Source organism: Streptomyces sp. CWNU-52B (assembly GCF_047444975.1).
In the GTDB taxonomy this organism is placed as follows: Bacteria; Actinomycetota; Actinomycetes; order Streptomycetales; family Streptomycetaceae; genus Streptomyces.
This window is the reverse complement of record NZ_JBLFJV010000021.1, coordinates 68,158-86,037: the sequence shown is the minus strand read 5'-3', so window position 1 is coordinate 86,037 and position 17,880 is coordinate 68,158. Positions and strand designations below refer to the sequence as shown.

The 17,880-nt window shown below is 69.6% G+C and carries 15 protein-coding genes and 1 pseudogene; 6 read left to right on the top strand and 10 right to left on the bottom strand.

What is annotated here, in order from left to right; genetic code table 11:
* Nucleotides 1–36: 36 nt before the first annotated feature.
* From pqqE to pqqA, 5 genes are all read right to left on the bottom strand, one after another.
* A complete protein-coding gene (gene pqqE, locus ACLVWQ_RS21355; RefSeq protein WP_414110649.1) occupies nt 37–1,134 on the bottom strand; it encodes a pyrroloquinoline quinone biosynthesis protein PqqE in 1,098 nt (365 codons plus the stop codon).
* A complete protein-coding gene (gene pqqD, locus ACLVWQ_RS21350; RefSeq protein WP_414110648.1) occupies nt 1,127–1,456 on the bottom strand; it encodes a pyrroloquinoline quinone biosynthesis peptide chaperone PqqD in 330 nt (109 codons plus the stop codon). Before pqqD ends, pqqE begins: the two co-directional genes overlap by 8 nt.
* The gene (gene pqqC, locus ACLVWQ_RS21345) at nt 1,428–2,129 is read right to left on the bottom strand and encodes a pyrroloquinoline-quinone synthase PqqC (protein ID WP_414110647.1); all 702 of its coding nucleotides are present in this window, start codon (nt 2,127–2,129) and stop codon (nt 1,428–1,430) included. The genes pqqD and pqqC overlap by 29 nt, the downstream gene beginning before the upstream one ends.
* A 7-nt stretch (nt 2,130–2,136) precedes the next feature.
* Nucleotides 2,137–3,030, bottom strand: coding sequence for a pyrroloquinoline quinone biosynthesis protein PqqB (pqqB, locus tag ACLVWQ_RS21340; RefSeq protein WP_414110646.1), 894 nt, complete (start codon nt 3,028–3,030; stop codon nt 2,137–2,139).
* A 136-nt stretch (nt 3,031–3,166) separates the two neighbouring features.
* Nucleotides 3,167–3,253, bottom strand: coding sequence for a pyrroloquinoline quinone precursor peptide PqqA (pqqA, locus tag ACLVWQ_RS21335; RefSeq protein WP_414110848.1), 87 nt, complete (start codon nt 3,251–3,253; stop codon nt 3,167–3,169).
* Nucleotides 3,254–3,835: 582 nt separating this feature from the next.
* Here pqqA and ACLVWQ_RS21330 point away from each other — a divergent pair.
* The 6 genes and pseudogenes from ACLVWQ_RS21330 to ACLVWQ_RS21305 all read left to right on the top strand — a co-directional run.
* Nucleotides 3,836–5,014, top strand: a pseudogene (locus tag ACLVWQ_RS21330) (cysteine desulfurase family protein); the annotation flags it as partial.
* 180 nt (nt 5,015–5,194) lie between these two features.
* Nucleotides 5,195–5,986 (top strand): alcohol dehydrogenase catalytic domain-containing protein, encoded by a 792-nt coding sequence (locus ACLVWQ_RS21325; protein ID WP_414110645.1) that lies wholly within the window; start codon nt 5,195–5,197, stop codon nt 5,984–5,986.
* Nucleotides 5,983–6,636, top strand: coding sequence for an MBL fold metallo-hydrolase (locus ACLVWQ_RS21320; RefSeq protein ID WP_414110644.1), 654 nt, complete (start codon nt 5,983–5,985; stop codon nt 6,634–6,636). The genes ACLVWQ_RS21325 and ACLVWQ_RS21320 overlap by 4 nt, the downstream gene beginning before the upstream one ends.
* A 78-nt stretch (nt 6,637–6,714) precedes the next feature.
* The gene (gene katG / locus ACLVWQ_RS21315; protein ID WP_414110643.1) at nt 6,715–8,958 is read left to right on the top strand and encodes a catalase/peroxidase HPI; all 2,244 of its coding nucleotides are present in this window, start codon (nt 6,715–6,717) and stop codon (nt 8,956–8,958) included.
* A gap of 338 nt (nt 8,959–9,296) precedes the next feature.
* Entirely contained in the window at nt 9,297–9,758 is a 462-nt protein-coding gene (locus ACLVWQ_RS21310; protein ID WP_414110642.1) for an MSMEG_3727 family PQQ-associated protein, read from the top strand.
* Between the two features lie 14 nt (nt 9,759–9,772).
* Nucleotides 9,773–11,458, top strand: coding sequence for a PQQ-dependent dehydrogenase, methanol/ethanol family (locus ACLVWQ_RS21305; RefSeq protein WP_414110641.1), 1,686 nt, complete (start codon nt 9,773–9,775; stop codon nt 11,456–11,458).
* A gap of 149 nt (nt 11,459–11,607) precedes the next feature.
* Here the strand turns inward: ACLVWQ_RS21305 and ACLVWQ_RS21300 are convergent, their stop codons facing one another.
* The 5 genes from ACLVWQ_RS21300 to ACLVWQ_RS21280 all read right to left on the bottom strand — a co-directional run bounded on the left by ACLVWQ_RS21300 (nt 11,608) and on the right by ACLVWQ_RS21280 (nt 17,722).
* Nucleotides 11,608–12,792 (bottom strand): ABC transporter ATP-binding protein, encoded by a 1,185-nt coding sequence (locus tag ACLVWQ_RS21300; RefSeq protein WP_414110640.1) that lies wholly within the window; start codon nt 12,790–12,792, stop codon nt 11,608–11,610.
* Between the two features lie 12 nt (nt 12,793–12,804).
* A complete protein-coding gene (locus ACLVWQ_RS21295; RefSeq protein ID WP_414110638.1) occupies nt 12,805–14,586 on the bottom strand; it encodes an ABC transporter permease in 1,782 nt (593 codons plus the stop codon).
* Between the two features lie 85 nt (nt 14,587–14,671).
* The gene (locus ACLVWQ_RS21290; protein ID WP_414110637.1) at nt 14,672–15,742 is read right to left on the bottom strand and encodes an ABC transporter substrate-binding protein; all 1,071 of its coding nucleotides are present in this window, start codon (nt 15,740–15,742) and stop codon (nt 14,672–14,674) included.
* A 9-nt stretch (nt 15,743–15,751) separates the two neighbouring features.
* On the bottom strand, nt 15,752–16,699 hold the full coding sequence (locus ACLVWQ_RS21285; RefSeq protein WP_414110635.1) for an amidohydrolase family protein: 948 nt from the start codon (nt 16,697–16,699) through the stop codon (nt 15,752–15,754).
* A 117-nt stretch (nt 16,700–16,816) separates the two neighbouring features.
* Entirely contained in the window at nt 16,817–17,722 is a 906-nt protein-coding gene (locus ACLVWQ_RS21280; protein ID WP_414110633.1) for a hypothetical protein, read from the bottom strand.
* Between the last annotated feature and the right edge of the window lie 158 nt (nt 17,723–17,880).

Genomic DNA, 17,880 nt, shown 5'->3' with positions numbered 1-17,880 from the left:
TCTGAACCCGTTGTGGTCGGCAGCCGGCGCCGCGAACTACCCCTGGCTCGGGCGGCCGCGGTGTGGCCGGGGGACGAGTACGCCGTCGCCGAGCCCGGTCCCCTCGTTGGCGGCGCGCACCCTCTCGGCCACGATCCCGTGATCGGGAGAGAGATGGCAGACCGGATCGGTGCGTGCCGCGTCGCCGGTGAGCTGGAAGGCCTGGCAGCGGCAGCCACCGAAGTCGATCTCGCGGCGCTCGCAGCTTCGGCACGGCTCCGGCATCCAGTCCGTACCGCGGAAACTCCGGAACAGCGGAGAGCGGGCCCAGATCCGTGCCAGGGAGTCCTCGTGCACGCTCGCGCGCGGCAGGGGCAGCGCGTGCGCGGCCGGGCAGGGCAGCACGTCGCCGTTCGGGGTGACCGTCAGCTGCCGCTTCCCCCAGCCGCCCATGCAGGGCTTGGGGTACTGGCTGTAATAGTCGGGAAGGACATAGACGATGTCCATCCGCCCCTTGAGCCGCTTCCGCGCGGCACGCACCACTGCCTCCGCCCGATCGAGCTGCGCCCTGCTGGGCAACAGCGCATCACGGTTGCGCCACGCCCAGCCGTAGTACTGGGTGTTGGCCAACTCGAGCTGGTCGGCCCCCAGTTCCTCGGCCAGGTCCAGCACGGCGGCGACCCGGTCCATGTTCCGGCGGTGCAGGACCACGTTCAGGGTGAGGGGCCACCCCAGCTCCTTCACCGTGCGAGCCGCCTCGATCTTGCTCGCGTAGGACGGAGTGCCGGCGATCCCGTCGGACAGGGTCGGCTCGTCGGCCTGGATGCTGATCTGCACATGGTCGAGACCGGCCGCCCTGAGCTGCTCCGCGCGGCGCCGGGACAGGCCGAGGGCACTGGTGATGAGGTTGGTGTAGAGGCCCAGGTACCGGGCGCTGGTCACCAGGTCGACCAGGTCACGGCGTAGCAGCGGCTCTCCGCCCGACAGATGGAGCTGCAGCACGCCCAGCTCCTGGGCCTCGATCAGCACGCGCTGCCACTGCGCCGTGGTCAGTTCGTCGTGGTAGTCACCGAGGTTGACCGGGTTGGAGCAGTACGCACACGCCAACGGGCAGCGGTAGGTGAGTTCGGCCAGTAGTCCGAAGGGGCTATCCATCGCTCATCTCCACACACCGCTTGGTGGCCAGCCGGTCGAGGAAGCGCCGCACCTCGTCGTCGACGACCCCGTCGTATCGGCTCTGGAGCGTCGCCACGATCTCCGCCACCGTGTGGTGGCCGTCGCACAGGCTGAGGATGTCCGCGCCCGTCGGATTGAGGACCATGACCGACTCCGGCCTCAGCAGGACGTGTTGTCCCCGCGCCGCGTCGAACCGCATGCGAACGTGGGACGCCAGTTTCGGACGGCTCGACGACGTCGCCGCGGTACGGCTTCGGTCGGCCGCGCGCCGGTCACTTCGGGTAGGTTTCGCCGATGGCATCCAGCATCCTCCAGAGCAGCTCGCACTTGAACGTCAGCGCCGCCACGGCGCGCTGCTGTGCCTCAGCCGACCGGCAGTGCGCGGTCACGACCTCCAGCGCGTGCTCGGCGTCGCGGGGCGCCTGCTCCAGCCGGACTCGGAAGTAGGCCAGGCCATCCGGGTCGATCCAGGGGTAGAAGCGCTCGAACGCGACGATGCGCTGGGCCATCAGGTCCGGGGCGAAGAGTTCGGTCAGTGAGGACGCCACCGCCTCGGTCCAGGGCCGGGTGCGGGCAAAGGTGACGTAGTCGTCGACGGCGGACCGGACCCCGGGGGCGACATGGCGTTCGTCCCGCAGCTCCTCGCGGGTCAGTCCCACCGCATCGCCCAGGCGGAGCCATGCTTCGATGCCGCCCTCGCCGCTCCGGGTGCCGTCGTGGTCGTGGATACGACGGATCCACCGACGGCGCACCTCGATGTCGGGGCAGTTGGAGAGGATCGCGGCATCCTTGCGGGGGATGTTCGCCTGGTAGTAGAAGCGGTTCGCCACCCAGCCCTGAATCTGGTGCCGGCTCAGCCGGCCGTCGTTCATCTCGATGTGGAAGGGGTGCTGATGGTGGTAGCGGCGCGACTGGGCGCGCAGCGCCTCCACCAGATCGTGGGTCACCTCTGGCTCGACCTCGGTTGACGTCATCGCAGCTTCACACCCGTATCTCCAGCCCGTCCGCGGCCACTTCCATTCCCTGCTTCTCGACCAGACGTCGTTCAGGCGCGTCCTCCAGGAGAATGGGATTGGTGTTGTTCATGTGCACGTAGATCTTGCGCTCGACGGGAAGAGACGAGAGCTGTTCGAGGCTGCCGTCCGGACCGTCGATCGGCAGGTGGCCCATCTCTCGTGCCGTCTTGCCGGCCAGGCCGAGCCGGATCAGCTCGTCGTCGTGCCAGCAGGTCCCGTCGACGAGCAGACACGCGCAGTCGTCCAACTGCGCGCGTACCGCCGGGGTGAGCTGCTGCAGCCCCGGGAGATACACCGCTGACCGGCCGCCGCGCTCGTCCGTCAGGCGGTAACCCACCACCCGGCCCGGCCCGTTCGTGGGTCCGAAGCGCGCCTGCTTGGTCGTGGGTACGTCGAAGGCCCGGTAGCTGAGGCCGTCCCCCAGGGACACGTCGGCTCCTGGAACGACCGTTCGCCACTCGACCGCGCAGTAGCGCTCCAAGGTGCGGAGCAACGACGTCCCGTCGTACAACGCCTCGTGCACCGCTTGAGTGGCGTGCACTTCGAGGGCCCGTCCCTCGCGCAGGAGCAGCAGGCCGAGTGTGTGATCGAGTTCGGCGTCGGTGAGCAGTACCGCTGCCAGCGGCGTCGTCCGGCCCTCGCCCCGTCGCGGGGCCGGCAGGGACTCGATGTGGGCGTGGACGTCAGGGGAGGCGTTGAGGAGGAACCACCGCTGGTGATCGGGGCTCACGGCGAGGGAGGACTGGGTGCGGGGCCGGCAGGGCCGAGAACCGTCCCGTACCGCGCGGCATCCCGGGCAGCCGCAGTTCCACTGCGGAAACCCGCCGCCCGCCGCCGAACCCAGCACCCGCAGCCACATCCTGGTCCTTCTTCCGCTCCTGGGTCGATCTGGACGGTCCGATGCGATGTCGCCTGGTGCTGGAGGCCGGGGGCGCCGGGCGCGTGGATCCGGAGCCGCCCGACCGACCAGCTGTGCGTCCGACCGGCCGGACCGACTAGTCGTCCGCCTCGGCGAAGTAATACATGGTGACCTCGGCTCCGCAGCCGATTTCCTCGAATTCGGGCGTCTCCCACGATGCCATTCGCTTACCTCCTCTCGGTCGATCTCATGACGGAGGAATGTGCAGGCTCGGGCCCGCCCCTTGCGCGTACCCGGTGACGGCACCGGACCCGAAGAGCCTGAGATCCGGTGGCGCCTCCGCATAGCCCGTCACCGACCATTACGTCACTCCGGTCGGGCTGATCCGGGCGGTCGAGGCGAGTGGCCAGGGGCGCCATCGGGCTCGTACTGTACGCAGCCGATAACGCACCCACAAGAGTGCCCGTGCATATCTTCCAGGCCCCTGCCGTTCGTTCGTCAATGGCTACCGTTCAAGCCCCGATCGGCGCCGTTGGAGGCTGAGCAGTTGCGGATCACGTGATACGCGCACGAGTATCTAGCCTCGATTCGTTCGGCTCCGCCGCCTCGGCGCACGTGTCCGAGGGGACGCTCGGCCGGCCTGCAAGTCCGGAGAAACCTTTCAAGTCCGAAGAAACCCTTGAAAGAAACCCTCGATGAAATGAGTGACGATCACCCGGCCATTCTTTCCGCGATCGAATGTCCCAGGTATGCGCGATGATCTCCCAGGCCGCAGGACTTCAGCGCAATGGGTTCGGCGGACGACATGACGTACGTGGACCACGCGGCCACCACGCCGATGCTGCCCGACGTGGTGACGGCGATGAGTGAGGCGCTGTCGCGCACCGGGAACGCCGCGTCGTCGCACTCCTCCGGCCGGGCGGCCCGCCGCGCGGTCGAGGAGTCCCGCCGGTCGATCGCCGCGGCTCTGCGGGCCGGGCCGTCCGAGGTGGTGTTCACCGGCGGCGGTACCGAGGGTGACAACCAGGCGGTCAAGGGCATCTATTGGGCGCGGCGGAACGCCGATCCGCGCCGGAGACGCGTCCTGGTCTCGGCCACCGAGCACCACGCCGTGCTCGATGCCGCCGGGTGGCTCGCTCAGCACGAGGGCGCCGAGGTGGAGCTGCTGCCCGTCGACGCGGTGGGCCGGGTGCGCCCGGAGACGTTGCGCGAGGCGCTCGCCCGTGCCCCCGAGCGCACCGCGCTGGTCAGCGTGATGTGGGCGAACAACGAAGTCGGCACGGTGAACCCCGTCGGCGAACTGGGCGTGATCGCGCGCCGGTTCGGAGTACCGCTGCACACCGACGCGGTGCAGGCGGTCGGCGTGCTGCCGGTCGACTTCGCCGCTTGCGGCGCGGACGCGCTGACCCTGACCGGGCACAAACTGGGCGGCCCGTACGGCCAGGGCGCGCTGCTGCTGCGCCGGGGGCTGGAGTGCACGCTGTTGTCGCACGGCGGAGGCCACGAGCGTGACCTGCGCTCCGGGACCCCGAACGTGCCGGCGGTGATCGGCCTGGCGGTGGCAGTCCGGCACGCCGTCGCCGAGGCGCCCCGCCTGGCCCGTGAACTGGCCGACCTGCGTGACCAGTTGGTCCGCCGCGTGCTGGACGCGGTCCCGGACGCGGTGCTCCACGGCGACCGGGGGCAACACATGATCCACGGCGGGCCGTCCCGGCTGCCCGGCAACGTCCATCTGTCCTTCCCCGGGTGCGAGGGCGACGACCTGGTCATGCTCCTGGACGCGCAGGGCATCGAGTGCTCCACCGGTTCGGCGTGCACCGCCGGGGTGGCCCGGCCCAGCCACGTCCTGCTGGCCATGGGAGTCGACGAGGTCACCGCGCGCGGTTCGCTGCGGTTCTCCCTCGGCCGTACCTCCACCGCCGAGGATGTCGCGGCGGTGGCCCGGGTGATCGGGCCGGTGGTGGCGCGTGCCCGCCGGGCCGGGGACACCGGCGGCCGGCGGAGGGCCGGGCCGGCCGGGTGGCGGTCGCGGCGAGGAGTACCTCGCCCCGCCGCATGGCTCGCCTCGGCGCGGAGCGGGCGGTGGAGGCGCCGCCCGACGGACGCATGACGGATCGAGTCGTCTGACGGATCGAACGGACACGACCGACCAAGGAGTGGGGAAATGGCCCAGCAGGTACGCGCAGTGGTCCCGCACAGCAGGGGCAAGCCCGTGTCGGTGGAGACGATCACGGTTCCGGACCCGGGGCCGGGCGAGGCAGTGGTGGCGGTGCGGGCCTGCGGGGTCTGTCACACCGCTCCGCACTACCGGGAGGGCGGGATCGACGACGACTTCCCGTTCCTGCTCGGCCACGAGGCGGTCGACCCGGGCGACAGGTCGCTCACCCCGTCGCCGACCGACTCCACCAGGTCGGCGCGGGGCGAGCCGTGGTCCTGCTTCAGCACGCACAACGCCGGGCAGCCGATGACCCTGGCCTCCGGGCAGCCACTGAGCCCGGCCCTGGGCATCGGGGCCTTCGCGGAGAAGACGCTGGTGGCCGCCGGACAGTGCACGAAGGCCGACCCGGCGGCCGAGTCGGAGGTGGCCGGGCTGCTCGGCTGCGGCGTGACGGCCGGGATCGGCGCGGCCGTGAACACCGGCCGGGTGCGGCCGGGCGCGTCCGTCGCGGTGATCGGCTGCGGCGGGGTCGGCGATGCGGCGATCGCCGGCGCCCGGCCGGCCGACGCCACCCACACGGCCGACTCCCAGCGGCGCGACGCCGTCGAGGCGACCAAGTCGTCCTGGTACGGCGACTGCCTGCCCAGCCGGGACCTCCCCAGGCTGATCGACCTGCACCCGCGGGGCCGACCGCCGCTGGAGAGGTTCGTCTCCGAGACCATCGGGCTCGACGAGATCGAGGGGGCGTTCCACCGGATGGAGCGGGGCGAGGTACTGCGCTCGGTGGTGGTGCTGTGAACCGGCGCGAAGTCCACCGTCACGGGTCGGCGGTCGAACGCGTCGTGACCAACGGGACGTTCTCGCTGGACGGCGGGGTCTGGGAGGTGAGCAACAACGTCTGGATCGTCGGTGACGACGTCGAAGTGCTGGTGATCGACGCCGCCCACGACGCGGACGCGATCGCGGCGGCGGTGGGGGACCGGCGGGTGGTCGCGGTGGTGTGCACCCACGCACACGACGACCACGTCAACCAGGCACCCGCGCTGGCCGATCGGTACGGTGCGCCGATCGTGCTGCACCCGGCCGAGGCGCCGCTGTGGGAGATGACCTGGCAGGAGCGCACACCGGACCGGGCGCTGGCCGACGGCGACGTGCTACGCGCCGGCGGAGTCGAGCTGCGCGCGCTGCACACGCCGGGGCACTCGCCGGGGTCGACCTGTCTGTACGCCCCCGAGCTGGGCACACTCTTCAGCGGGGACACGCTCTTCTCCGGCGGTCCCGGCGCCACCGGACGGTCGTTCTCCTCGTTCGACACGATCATCGAGTCGGTCCGGGACCGGCTGCTCACCCTGCCGCCGGAGGTCGAGGTGCGCACCGGGCACGGCGAGGCGACCTGGATCGGCGCCGAGGCACCGCACCTGCTGGACTGGGTGGCCCGAGGACACTGACAACCTCGACCGGCTCGACATCGCCGGTGACTTGAGCGCCGCGCCGCACATCGCTTCGAGGCCCCGGAAGGAGCTGCCATGCCGGAGAACCCCGACGCCGTCGTCGTCAGCAGGACGTACGACCAGGTCCTGGGCACCCGCCGTGCGGCCGGCCGCCGTCGTCACCCGGCGGCCGGCGGGGACAGCCGTGACTGGTGGCCCGACCGGCTCGACCTGAGGATGCTGGCCAGGCATCAGTCCGCGACCGGCGTGCTGGGCGAGGAGTTCGACTACGCCGCCGCATTCCGGACCATCGACCTGGACACCCTGGCACACGACATCGACGAGACGCTGACCACCTCGCAGGACTGGTGGCCCGCCGACTTCGGCCACTACGGACCGCTCGTGCTCCGGATGGCGTGGCACTGCGCCGGCACGTACCGCGTCGGCGACGGCCGGGGCGGTGCGAGCAGGGGGATGCAGCGCTTCGCGCCCACCAACAGCTGGCCGGACAACCGCAACCTCGACAAGGCGCGCCGATTGCTGTGGCCGGTGAAGCGGAAGTACGGCCGCACGATCTCCTGGGCCGACCTGATGGTGTTCGCGGGCAACCGTGCGCTGGAGACGATGGGCCTGCGGACCTTCGGCTTCGCGGGCGGCCGGGAGGACGCCTGGGAGTCCGACGAGGACGCCTACTGGGGCCCGGAGCGCACCTGGCTCGCCGACGAGCGCCACACCGGTGTCCGGGACCTGGAGGAACCGCTGGCCGCCGATGAGATGGGCCTCATCTACGTCGACCCGCAGGGCCCGGGTACCCTGCCGGACCCCGTGGCGGCCGGCCGCGCCATCCGCACCACGTTCGGGCGCATGGGGATGAACGACGAGGAGACCGTCGCGCTGATCGCGGGCGGGCACACGTTCGGCAAGACGCACGGCGCGGCCGACCCGGGCCGCCACCTCGCCGCCGGGCCCGAAGGCGCCCCCGTCGAGGACCAGGGACTGGGCTGGCGGAGCAGCCACGGCACCGGCAAGGGCCCCGACACGATCTCCAGCGGCCTTGAGGGCATCTGGACTCCCACCCCCACCACGTGGGACAACACCTTTCTCGAGACCCTGTTCGCCTACACGTGGGACGTCGAGCTCAGCCCCGCCGGTCTGTGGCAGTGGGTTCCCGGCGACGGCGAAGGACGAGGCACCGTGCCGGATCCTCACGACCCGTCGAAGACCCACACCCCGAGGATGCTCACGACGGACCTCGCGCTGCGCGAGGACCCTGTCTATGGGCCCGTCGCCCGGCACTTCCTGGAGCACCCGGACCGGCTGGCGGACGCGTTCGCCCGCGCCTGGTTCAAGCTCACGCACATCGACATGGGCCCGATCCAGCGCTACCTGGGGCCGCTGGTCCCCGCCGAGCGGCTGATCTGGCAGGACCCGGTGCCCGAGGTGGACGGCGAGCTGGTCGACGCCGCCGACGTCGCCGAGCTCAAGAACCGGATCCTCGCCTCAGGACTGCCGGTGTCCCGACTGGTGCTCACGGCCTGGGCGTCGGCCTCGACGTTCCGCGGCAGCGACAGGCGTGGCGGGGCGAACGGAGCGCGTATCCGGCTGGAGCCACAGCGCGGCTGGGACGCAAACGGCCCGGATACGGTCACGACCGTGGTGAGCACCCTGGAAGGGATCCAGGAGCGGTTCAACGCCGAGCAGCGCACGGGCAGGAGGGTCTCGCTGGCCGATCTCGTCGTGCTCGGCGGATGCGCCGCCGTGGAACGCGCCGCCGCCGAGGCCGGGCACGAGATCCAGGTGCCGTTCACCCCGGGCCGTACCGACGCCACGCAGGAGTGGACCGACGCGGAGTCGTTCGCCGCGCTGGAGCCGGCCGCGGACGGGTTCCGCAACTACGTCGGAGAGGACAACCGGCTACCGGCGGAGTACCTGCTGGTCGAGCGCGCCGACCAACTGACGCTGAGCGCCGCCGAGATGACCGTCCTCGTCGGCGGGCTGCGCGTCCTGGGCGCCAACCACGGGCAGTCTCCGCTGGGCGTGTTCACCGAGACGCCGGGGTCGTTGACCAATGACTTCTTCGTCAACCTGCTCGACATGAATACGCAGTGGGTGGCGAACGCGGCGAACGGCGCGGTCCCGAAGACCTTCGAGGGCCGTGACCGGCGAAGCGGTGAGATCAGGTGGACCGCGGGCCGGGTCGACCTCGTCTTCGGGTCGAATTCCGAGCTGCGTGCGCTGGCGGAGGTCTATGCGAGCGATGACGCCGGAGAGAGGTTCGTGCGCGACTTCGTGGCGGCCTGGAACAAGGTCATGAACCTCGACCGGTTCGACCTGGCTTGACCGTCCGGCCCGACCACCCCGCCGGCTCGGACGGGGCACAGCACGCTGTCCGGTGGATGTTCTGTGGTTCCTATTCCGGTCCGAGCGGTAGGTCACACCGTGCGAACGGTGTCGCGGGCCGGACCGGCGGTCCCCCCTTTCGGGGTGGTCGTGCTGAGCGTAGTGTCCAGTCTCGTTGCGGGACATTGATTGCCTATTGATGCCCGGTCCATTGGAATTCCGGTTGTGTCGGCGGCTCGAATTTCCTCGATTCGGCATGTGCTGTCGTATGCGCGACGAACTAAAGGCGAACCACCTGACGGGATGACAGGGTCTTCAACATGAGGAGGTGAAGTCCAATGGGGGCAGTTCAGGAACGCGCTGATTTGCTGAACGAACTCGGATTGGACGCACAGAACCAGGCAGCGATCGGTCGCGTCCTCGGAACCGGAAGCATCGCGAGGGCCACGGAGCGAGCCGACGGAACGATGGAGGCGACGATCCGGATCAAGGAGGACGAGATCGCCTGGGATCCCGCGATCCTGGTCCTGCCGCACGGTGGTGATGTCGAGCTGACGGTCATCAACGACGACAAGAACACGCACGCCTGCCTGCTGCCGAGCAACGGCGACAAGAAGTTCATCTGGCTGCTGAACCACTCGAAGGGCCGGGCGAAGCTCAACCTGGACGGCCCTGGCTACTACTGGTACAGCTCGCCGGGCGGCAACGACGAGGGCCGTGGCCTGACCGCCGCCATCGTCGTGCTCGGAGAGGTGCCTCCGGAGGCCCGACTCGACCGTCCCGACCAGCCGCGCCGGTAGAGAGGAACGAACCCATGACAGTCGAGTACGTGGACGCGGGTGAGGCGATCGACCACGGAGCGCTCAGCGCCGCCTCCGGCACCGCGCCCGCAGTGGCCAACAACGTCAACTACAAGCGCCTCCTCAACGCGCGTGCGGAATCTGAGAACTGGCTCACCTACTACGGCGACTACGACGGCAAGCGGTACAGCCTGCTGGACCAGATCAACACGGAGAACGTCAAACGCATCGGGCCCGCCTGGATCTTCCAGGCAGGCGCCTCGGGCCAGATCGCGGGTGCGTCGACCTACGCGTTCGAGGCCTGCCCCATCGTCGTGGACGGCGTCATGTACGTCACCGGCTGGGACGGCTGGTTCTGGGCTCTGGACGCGAAGACCGGCGAGCAGCTCTGGCGATACAAGCACGCGGTGCCGTTCGACGTCTCACTCTGCTGTGGGAACGTCAATCGCGGCTGCGCGGTGGCGGGCGGCAAGGTCTACTTCGTCACCCCGAACGCCCACCTGCTGGCCCTGGACGCCACCAACGGCAAGAAGGTCTGGGAGAAGACCACCGGGGACGTGCGCGCCGGCGAGAGTGCCACCCTCGCTCCGCTGGTCGTCAAGGACACGCTCATCACCGGCAGCTCCGGCGGCGAGTTCGGCGTGCGTGGCCACATCGACTGCTGGGACCTGGAGACCGGCGAGCACCGTTGGCGCTGCTACACCGTGCCCAAGCCCGGCGAGCCGGGCTCCGAGACCTGGCCCGCCGACGGTGAGGCCTGGGCGCGGGGCGGCGCGAACCACTGGGTCACCGGGAGCTACGACCCGGAGACGAACCTGTACTACGCGGGCACCGGCAACCCGGCGCCCGACTTCGACGGTGAGGTCCGTGAGGGCGACAACCTCTACACCGACTGCGTCGTCGCGGTGGACGTGGACTCCGGCCGGATCGTCTGGCACTACCAGTTCACCCCGCACGACCTCTGGGACTACGACTCCACGATGGAGATGATCCTGTTCGAGCGGGACGGGAAGAAGCTGCTCGCTCACTTCGACAAGAACGGTTACTTCTTCGTGCTGGACCGCACCAACGGCCAGTTGCAGCACGTCACCCCGTTCGTCGACCGGATCGACTGGGGCACCATCACCCGTGACGGCAGGGTGACGCCCCGCAAGTACCCGGACAAGGAGGGCGAGCCCGTCCACTTCTACCCCGGCCCGGCGGGCGCGAAGGAGTGGACGCACGCGGCGTACAGCCCGCGCACCGACATGTTCTACGTGCCGGTCGCCGACGTGGGAGCCACCGCCACCCGGCGGCGCCGTGAGTTCAAGGAAGGCATGCCGTACTGGGGTGCCGCCGTGCAGGTGGACATCGACAACATGGCCGGGTCGGTCAGCGCGTTCGACTCCCACGGCGAGGAGAAGTGGCGCTGGCGCAACCAGCACCCGATGGCCTCGTCGGTCCTCGCCACCGCGGGGGACCTGGTGTTCTCCGGTACTCCGGCGGGTGAGTTCATCGCGCTCGACGCCCGCACCGGCGACGAGTTGTGGAAGTTCCAGTGCGGCAGCGGCCACCACGGCAGCGCGATGACCTACAGCATCGACGGCAAGCAGTACGTCGCCGTGCCGGTCGGCTGGGGTGGCTGGCTCGAGGGCATCATCCCCGGCATGCTCGGCGCGGGCCACGGGGACGCGCTGATCGTCTTCGCGCTGCCGGACTGATCAGGAGCGCCGCAGACCAGGAAGGCAGAGACAGAGGTGATGGCCACGACCGTCGTCGACGGCGCGGTGGCGTGAAGCCGGGGGACCTCCGGGCGGCCTGCGAGCGCATGACGCTCGAACGACCCGTCCGGGGGTCCCTACGCCCTTGGTCAGTACCACAGCGCGATGGCCCACGCGGGGTCCAGTACCACGGTCACCTCGTCGCCCGGACGGGCGTCGAGGTGCGCGTCGGCGTGCGCGCGGAGCACGATGTCGCCCACGGCGACGACCACTTCTTGGCGGTCACCGAGGTATTCGCTGGACGTGATGCGCGCGGTGAACCGATTCGGACCCTCGGTGTCCGGCGCCCCGGGGGTGACGCGGATGTTCTCGGGCCGGATGCAGACGGACAACTCCTGCCCGGCGGCGGGGAGTACCGGGGGAGTGGTGAAGCGCTCGCACCGCACCACCCCCACCGCGGTCTTCGCGTCGATCGCGCGGTCACCGGCGCCCACCGCTTCTTCCGTCACGCCGGGGATCAGATTGGCGCTGCCGACGAAGTCGGCGACGAACCGCGAGGCCGGCGAATCGTAGATCTCGCTCGGCGATCCGATCTGCTCGATCCGGCCCTGGTTCATGACGACGATCGTGTCGGACATCGCCAGGGCCTCACCCTGGTCGTGCGTCACGTAGATCGTGGTGACGCCGAACTTCAGCTGGAACGCCCGTAGTTCGGCGCGCAGTTGTGAGCGCAGCTTGGCGTCCAGGTTGGACAGCGGTTCGTCGAGGAGCAGGACCTCCGGTTCGCAGAGCAGGGCCCTGGCCAGTGCCAGCCGCTGCTGCTGGCCACCACTGAGCTGGGTGGGCCACCGGTCGGCGTACTCGGACAGTCCCACCTGTTCGAGCATGCCGAGGACACGCTGTCGTGTCTGGTCCCGCGGATAGGTGGTGCGGCCGTACCGGAGGGGGAACGCGGCGTTGTCGAAGACCTTCATGTGCGGCCAGATCCCGTAGGACTGCGGCACCATCGCGATCGGCCGGGCGTCGGGAGAGACATCACGGCGGTCCGCGGCGGAGAAGACCGTCCTGCCGTTCATCGAGATCTCACCGTGATCGGCTGTCTCCAGCCCGGCGAGACAGCGCAGGGTGGTCGTCTTGCCGCAACCACTGGGCCCCAGCAGCGTGAAGAACTTGTTGTGCGGGACGGTGAAGCTGACATCTTCGATGCCGCGGCTCACTTCCCCTCCGCGCTGGGGGGTGTATCGCTTCTCCAGGCCGGAGATCTCGACGGAGTAGTCGACGCAGGAGCCGGAGGAATGGTCGGGGGAACGGTCGGAGGAGACGAGGTTCTGCACGGTCAGGACACCTCACATGTGTTGTTGGAAGCCGCGACGGTTGACCCACCAGACCGAGACGGAGGAGAGGGCGAGCAGCAGTACGGCGAGGGCACTGGCCTCGGGATAGTTCGCGCTCTCGCCGATCATGTCCCACAGCAGTACGACGACCGTGCGGTTGTCGGAGCTGGACAGCAGCAGCGCGATGGGCAGCTCCCCCAGCGCGTTGGCGAACACCCACAGCCAGGTCCGCGACACGGCGGGCGCGAGGAGGGGCAGTACCACCCGGCGCATCACGGTGGTGTTCGTCGCCCCCGAGACACGGCCCACCTCTTCGAGGCCGGGGTCGAGCTGCAGCAGAGAGGTCTGGATCATGCGTGAGCCACGCGGGATGTAGCGGGTGGTGAGCGCGATGACGATGATCCACACCGTGCCGTACACGGGGATGGGCAGGTACAGGTAGAGGAACAGCACCGCCATGCCCAGGACGATGCTGGGGATGGCGAAGACCAGGAACGACAGGTCGAAGAGCACCCGGCCGGTGCGCCCGCCGCGTGCGGAGGCCAGCGCCAGCCAGGTGCCGAAGGCGGCGGTCAGGGTCGCCGTGAGCAGGCTGATGACGAGCGTGTTGACGAGCGCGTGGCTCAGATTCGGGTCGGCGAAGATCGACGTGTAGTTGGCCAGGCTGAGCCCGTCCAGGCTGTCGACGCTGATCGGCTGCAGGAACGGGGTCAGGCTCGTCCAGACCAGGGTCAGGATGGGTACGACGATCGCGACGAGCACGTACAGCGCCACGACGGTGACGATCGGGACGCGCCACCGCCCCAGCTGCACCGGCGTGGCCCGGTAGCCCTTGCCGCCCACCACCCGGAAGCGGTGTGCCTCGCGGGTCTGGCGCCGGTAGACGGCGATCATCACGAGGGACAGCAGGACCAGCAGAATGCCGTACGCGCTGGCCCGGCCGTAGTTGGGCAGCCCCGACGGCGGCTGCAGCGCGGCCTGGACGTAACTGCTGAACACATAGATCTGGTTCGGCATCCCGAGCATCGCCGGGATGGCGAACTCCTCCAGCGCGATGACGACCAGCAGCATGCTCGCCGCGGAGATGCCCGGCAGGGTGAGCGGCAGGACCACCTTGCGTGTCCGTGTCCACCAGCCGGCTCCCGAGGTGGCTGCGGCCTCCTCGAACTCCAGGTTGAGCCGGGCGAACGTCGGCGCGAGCATGATGTACATGCCCGGTACGCCGAAGATGCCGGCCACCAGGATCATGCCGGGCAGCGAGTAGATGTTGATCGTGAATCCGAGGGTCCGCTCGATGGCGAGGGCGATCGGACCGTTGGCCGGGTTGGCCGCCAGGACCCACGCCACTGCCATGACCGTGGCCGGCACGGCCATGGGAGCCAGCGTGCTCGGTGCGAGGACACGGCGCCCGGGGATGTCGGTCCGCTCGAAGAGATAGGCGAGGCTGACGCTGATGACCAGGGCCAGCACCACGGTGCCGACCACGAAGAACAGCGAGTTGAGCGTGACTTCGAGCAGCCGCTCGGAGGTGAAGATCTGGGTGAAGTTGGCGAGCGAGAACCCGGATATCTGGAAGGGCAGTTTGAACTCGCTGTCCTTGAGGCTGCTGTAGACCAGCATGCCCAAGGGGAAGATGACGAGATAGGCGAGGACGGCGCCGATGGCGATGTTGATGCCACCCAGGACGCGGTCCCGGCGTCCGGGGTGTACGGCGGTCACGTCGGCTGCGTCGGCCTCGACGGGGCCCGGGTGGTCAGGGCGTACACCGGCGGAGGGCTGGGTGCCAGACTGCATCGCTGAAGTCTCCAAGGGTGAGCGGACGAGTTCTCTGCCTGCCTGTGGTTGCCGGTCGCAGGCAGAGGTGCGCCGGTGAAGGCCTTCAGTCGACGTCGGTGCCCAAGGCGTCTTCGACCTTGGGGAAGAAGGCTGAGAACTGCGTGTACTGCTTGACGTCGGTTTCGCTGAACCACTTGATGCCGGCCTTGCACAGGGCGCCGATGACGCGGTTGGTGGCGGCGTCCGTGCAGTCGGTGTCGGTGGGGATGACCGAGTTGTAGGTGTCGACCAGGGCGGCCTGGCCCTCTTCGGAGGCGAGGAAGGCGGTCAGGAGCCGGCCCGCCGCCGGGTGGGGCGAGCCCTTGGGCGCGAAGAGGTAGGACTTGTTGGCGTTGGTGGGGCCGATCGGTGCGACGGCGACCGGCGCGCCCTTGGCCTGGTCGTCCAGTACGAGGTTGATCAGGTCGGTGCCCACCGGTGTCTGGCCGGAGACGATGTTGGTGTGGGCCTGTGTGGTGTTCTCGGTGTAGTGCGGGCTCAGCTCGGCCAGCCGCGAGGCGTAGGCGAGTCCGGCGTCGGCGCCGAGGGACGGGGCCTGAGCCCACGCGGTCATGAAGGAACCACGTGACTCGACGGTCAGTTTGCCCCCCTTCCACCGCGAGTCGAGCAGGTCGTTCCAGCTCGCGGGTACGTCCTTCTCGGGGACGGCGTCGGTGTTGTACGCCCAGACCTTCGGTACGGCCCAGACGTAGACGAAGTTGTCGGCGAAGACCTGGTCGGCGGGCACCCCGTAGTCGGCCCAGTCCACCTTCGCCGCCATGTCCAGCGACGGCAGCACGGTCAGCCCGCCGGCGTTGGAGACGTCGAAGCTGACCCGGTTCGCCGCTTGTTCGACATTGAGCTGGGTGACGAGGTCAGGGGCCTTCTTGTTCGTGTACTTGACCTTGATCCCGGGGTACTTCTTCTTGAAGGCGTCGATGGCCGGCCGCATCTGTGACTGCGGTTTCGGCGTGAACCAGATGACCTCTCCCTCGGCCTTGGCCTCCTGGTACAGGGAGTCCAGGTCCTTGGCCTTCGGATCGGGAGGCGGACCGCCGCCGCACGCGGTGGCGAGCAGGGCGACCACCAGGCCCAGGGCGGCCAGGACGACGGAGCGGTGCCGGGCTCGGTTCATGGACACCGCCTAGCTCCGGGAGGCGGAGTTGGATGCGGAGTCGGATGTGCCGGTGGAGGCGTCGGCAGGGGCAAGCCCGTACAGCTGGGCGGCTGTGCCGCCCGCGATCATCGCCAGGCCCCCGGCGTCGAGCGAGGGCAGCTGTCCCTTGACGAGATCGGCCAGCTCGGACAGCGTCCCGGCCGAGGCGGGGTAGTTGGAGCCCCACATCACGTGCGCCGGGCCGAACTCCTCGACCAGCGCGCGGAGCAGCGGAGCCGCGGAACCGGCCTCGCGCTGAGCGCGTAGGACGGCCGGCGGGGTGAGCTTGATGAAGACCCGGCCCGTCTCGCTGAGCGGGGTGACTCCAGGGGTGGCTCCCGGGGCGGTTTCTGAGGCGGCTCCTGAGGCGTCGGGATACAGCGGCGTGTCGTCGCCCAGTTGAGGCCGCCCCGCGTGGTCGAGGACCGCGGTGAGTCCCGGGTACTGCTGGAGGAGCCCCGCGAGGATAGGGGCGTGCTGGGCGTGCATCTGTATGCAGACCGGCACCCGGCGGTCGGAGAGGAACTGCCAGACCGGCGCCATGCGCTCGTCGTCGAGCCCTCGGCCGGGGGTCGGAACGGCGGTCGTCCCGTCGGCGGCGCGGATGCGGACCCCGGAGAAGCCCCGCTCGTCGATCCAGTGACGCAGGTCGCCGACGGCGTCGGGGGAGAGGAAGTCGACCGAGCAGATTCCGCTGATGCGGTCGGCGTGCCGGGCGAGCTGGTCGGCCACGTAGTTGTTGTCGAAGCCGTAGACCGTGGAGGCCTGCACGACGACGAGGCGGTCGACGCCGGCGTCGTCGGCCGCACGCAGGAGGCCGTCGATGTCGGTGGGCCGTTCCTGGCTCCAGGTGGAGCGGTGGCCGCCGAGCGGAGCCGCGGGGTAGGCGGCGGTGTCGGGCGAGATGATGTGGGTGTGCGTGTCGACGTGGAACATGAGCACCTCTGTACTGGTGAAGGGCGCAGCTGTACTGGCGGAAGCGGCGGAAGCGGCGGAACCGATGGAACCGACGGAAGCGATGGAAGCGACGGACGGCGCGACGGCCGGGTGTGATCAGGCCCGCTCGCCGAGGTGCCGGGTGAAGTCGCCGAGGAGTTCGTCCACGGTGACGGGCGTGCGGATCACGTTCTGCTGCAGGGCGTAGTCGATCGCGGTCCGCAGACCGGCGACGAGCTCGTCGCTCACCCCGAACCGCAGGGCGCGCACACGGGGGCCGGGGGAGGTCTCGGCCGTCTTGCGTGCTTCGATCCTGGCACCGAAGGCCTGGTAGAGCTCGGACACGGCCCCCGGCTCGGCTTCCAGGAGATCCCGTCGGACGGTGAGCATGTGGTTGATCGGAACCGTCCCGTGGCGGGCGCCCCAGGCCTCTTCGGCCTCGCGCCAGTCCGGAATGACGGGCACCAGGGGGCCCTGCGCCCCGTCCAGTGCCGGTGGACCCAGAACGGCGGCCACGACGTCACCGTGCTCCAGCAGGTCGAGGACCTTTCCCGTGGTGCGTTCGACGTTGGGCGGCTTGACGTAGCTCGCGACGTGCGGTTCCTCGGTGGTGACCCAGGTGACGTCCTCGGCGTCGACGCCGAACTCCTCGTGCAGGATGCCGCGGACCCACAGTCCGGTCGTCTGGCTGTAGGCCCGGACACCGACTCGCCGGCCCGCCAGGTCCGATGGGCCGATCTCGGCCGATCCGGGCCAGCGGGTGAGGGAGTGGTGGTGGAAGGCGCCACTGAGCACCACCGGCAGCAGCGCGACGGGCACGCCGGCCTCATGGGCCTGGAGGAAGGTCGCGATCGCCAGCTCGCTGACGTCGTACCGCAGCTCACGCACCATCGGGGCGAACACCTTGTAGATCGGATCGGCAGCCGCGAGCTCGATGTCGTGCCCGGCGATGCCGAAGCCGGGTTCTGCGAGGAACGTCGTGTGCGGAGAGGACTTCACCGCGACGGACAAGGTGCTGGACATGAAGCAACTCCTTTGTTGCGTCCCAACCCGGGGAGTGCGGTGGTGCCCGATCGCTGATGGCGTGACTCGACCGACGGATTGACCTGAACTGTCTGACACTTTTGGCCACCGTACGCCCGTCAAAAGGCACTATCAAGGATTCTTCGGCTGGATCGTCA

Coding starts and splice junctions, on each gene's coding strand:
- ACLVWQ_RS21310 (WP_414110642.1), top strand. CDS start 9,297: ATGGGGGCAGTTCAGGAACGCGCTGATTTGCTGAACGAACTCGGATTG.
- ACLVWQ_RS21285 (WP_414110635.1), bottom strand. CDS start 16,699: ATGTTCCACGTCGACACGCACACCCACATCATCTCGCCCGACACCGCC.
- ACLVWQ_RS21325 (WP_414110645.1), top strand. CDS start 5,195: ATGGCCCAGCAGGTACGCGCAGTGGTCCCGCACAGCAGGGGCAAGCCC.
- ACLVWQ_RS21280 (WP_414110633.1), bottom strand. CDS start 17,722: ATGTCCAGCACCTTGTCCGTCGCGGTGAAGTCCTCTCCGCACACGACG.
- pqqD (WP_414110648.1), bottom strand. CDS start 1,456: ATGCCATCGGCGAAACCTACCCGAAGTGACCGGCGCGCGGCCGACCGA.
- ACLVWQ_RS21305 (WP_414110641.1), top strand. CDS start 9,773: ATGACAGTCGAGTACGTGGACGCGGGTGAGGCGATCGACCACGGAGCG.
- katG (WP_414110643.1), top strand. CDS start 6,715: ATGCCGGAGAACCCCGACGCCGTCGTCGTCAGCAGGACGTACGACCAG.
- pqqC (WP_414110647.1), bottom strand. CDS start 2,129: ATGACGTCAACCGAGGTCGAGCCAGAGGTGACCCACGATCTGGTGGAG.
- pqqB (WP_414110646.1), bottom strand. CDS start 3,030: ATGTGGCTGCGGGTGCTGGGTTCGGCGGCGGGCGGCGGGTTTCCGCAG.
- ACLVWQ_RS21290 (WP_414110637.1), bottom strand. CDS start 15,742: ATGAACCGAGCCCGGCACCGCTCCGTCGTCCTGGCCGCCCTGGGCCTG.
- ACLVWQ_RS21295 (WP_414110638.1), bottom strand. CDS start 14,586: ATGCAGTCTGGCACCCAGCCCTCCGCCGGTGTACGCCCTGACCACCCG.
- pqqE (WP_414110649.1), bottom strand. CDS start 1,134: ATGGATAGCCCCTTCGGACTACTGGCCGAACTCACCTACCGCTGCCCG.
- pqqA (WP_414110848.1), bottom strand. CDS start 3,253: ATGGCATCGTGGGAGACGCCCGAATTCGAGGAAATCGGCTGCGGAGCC.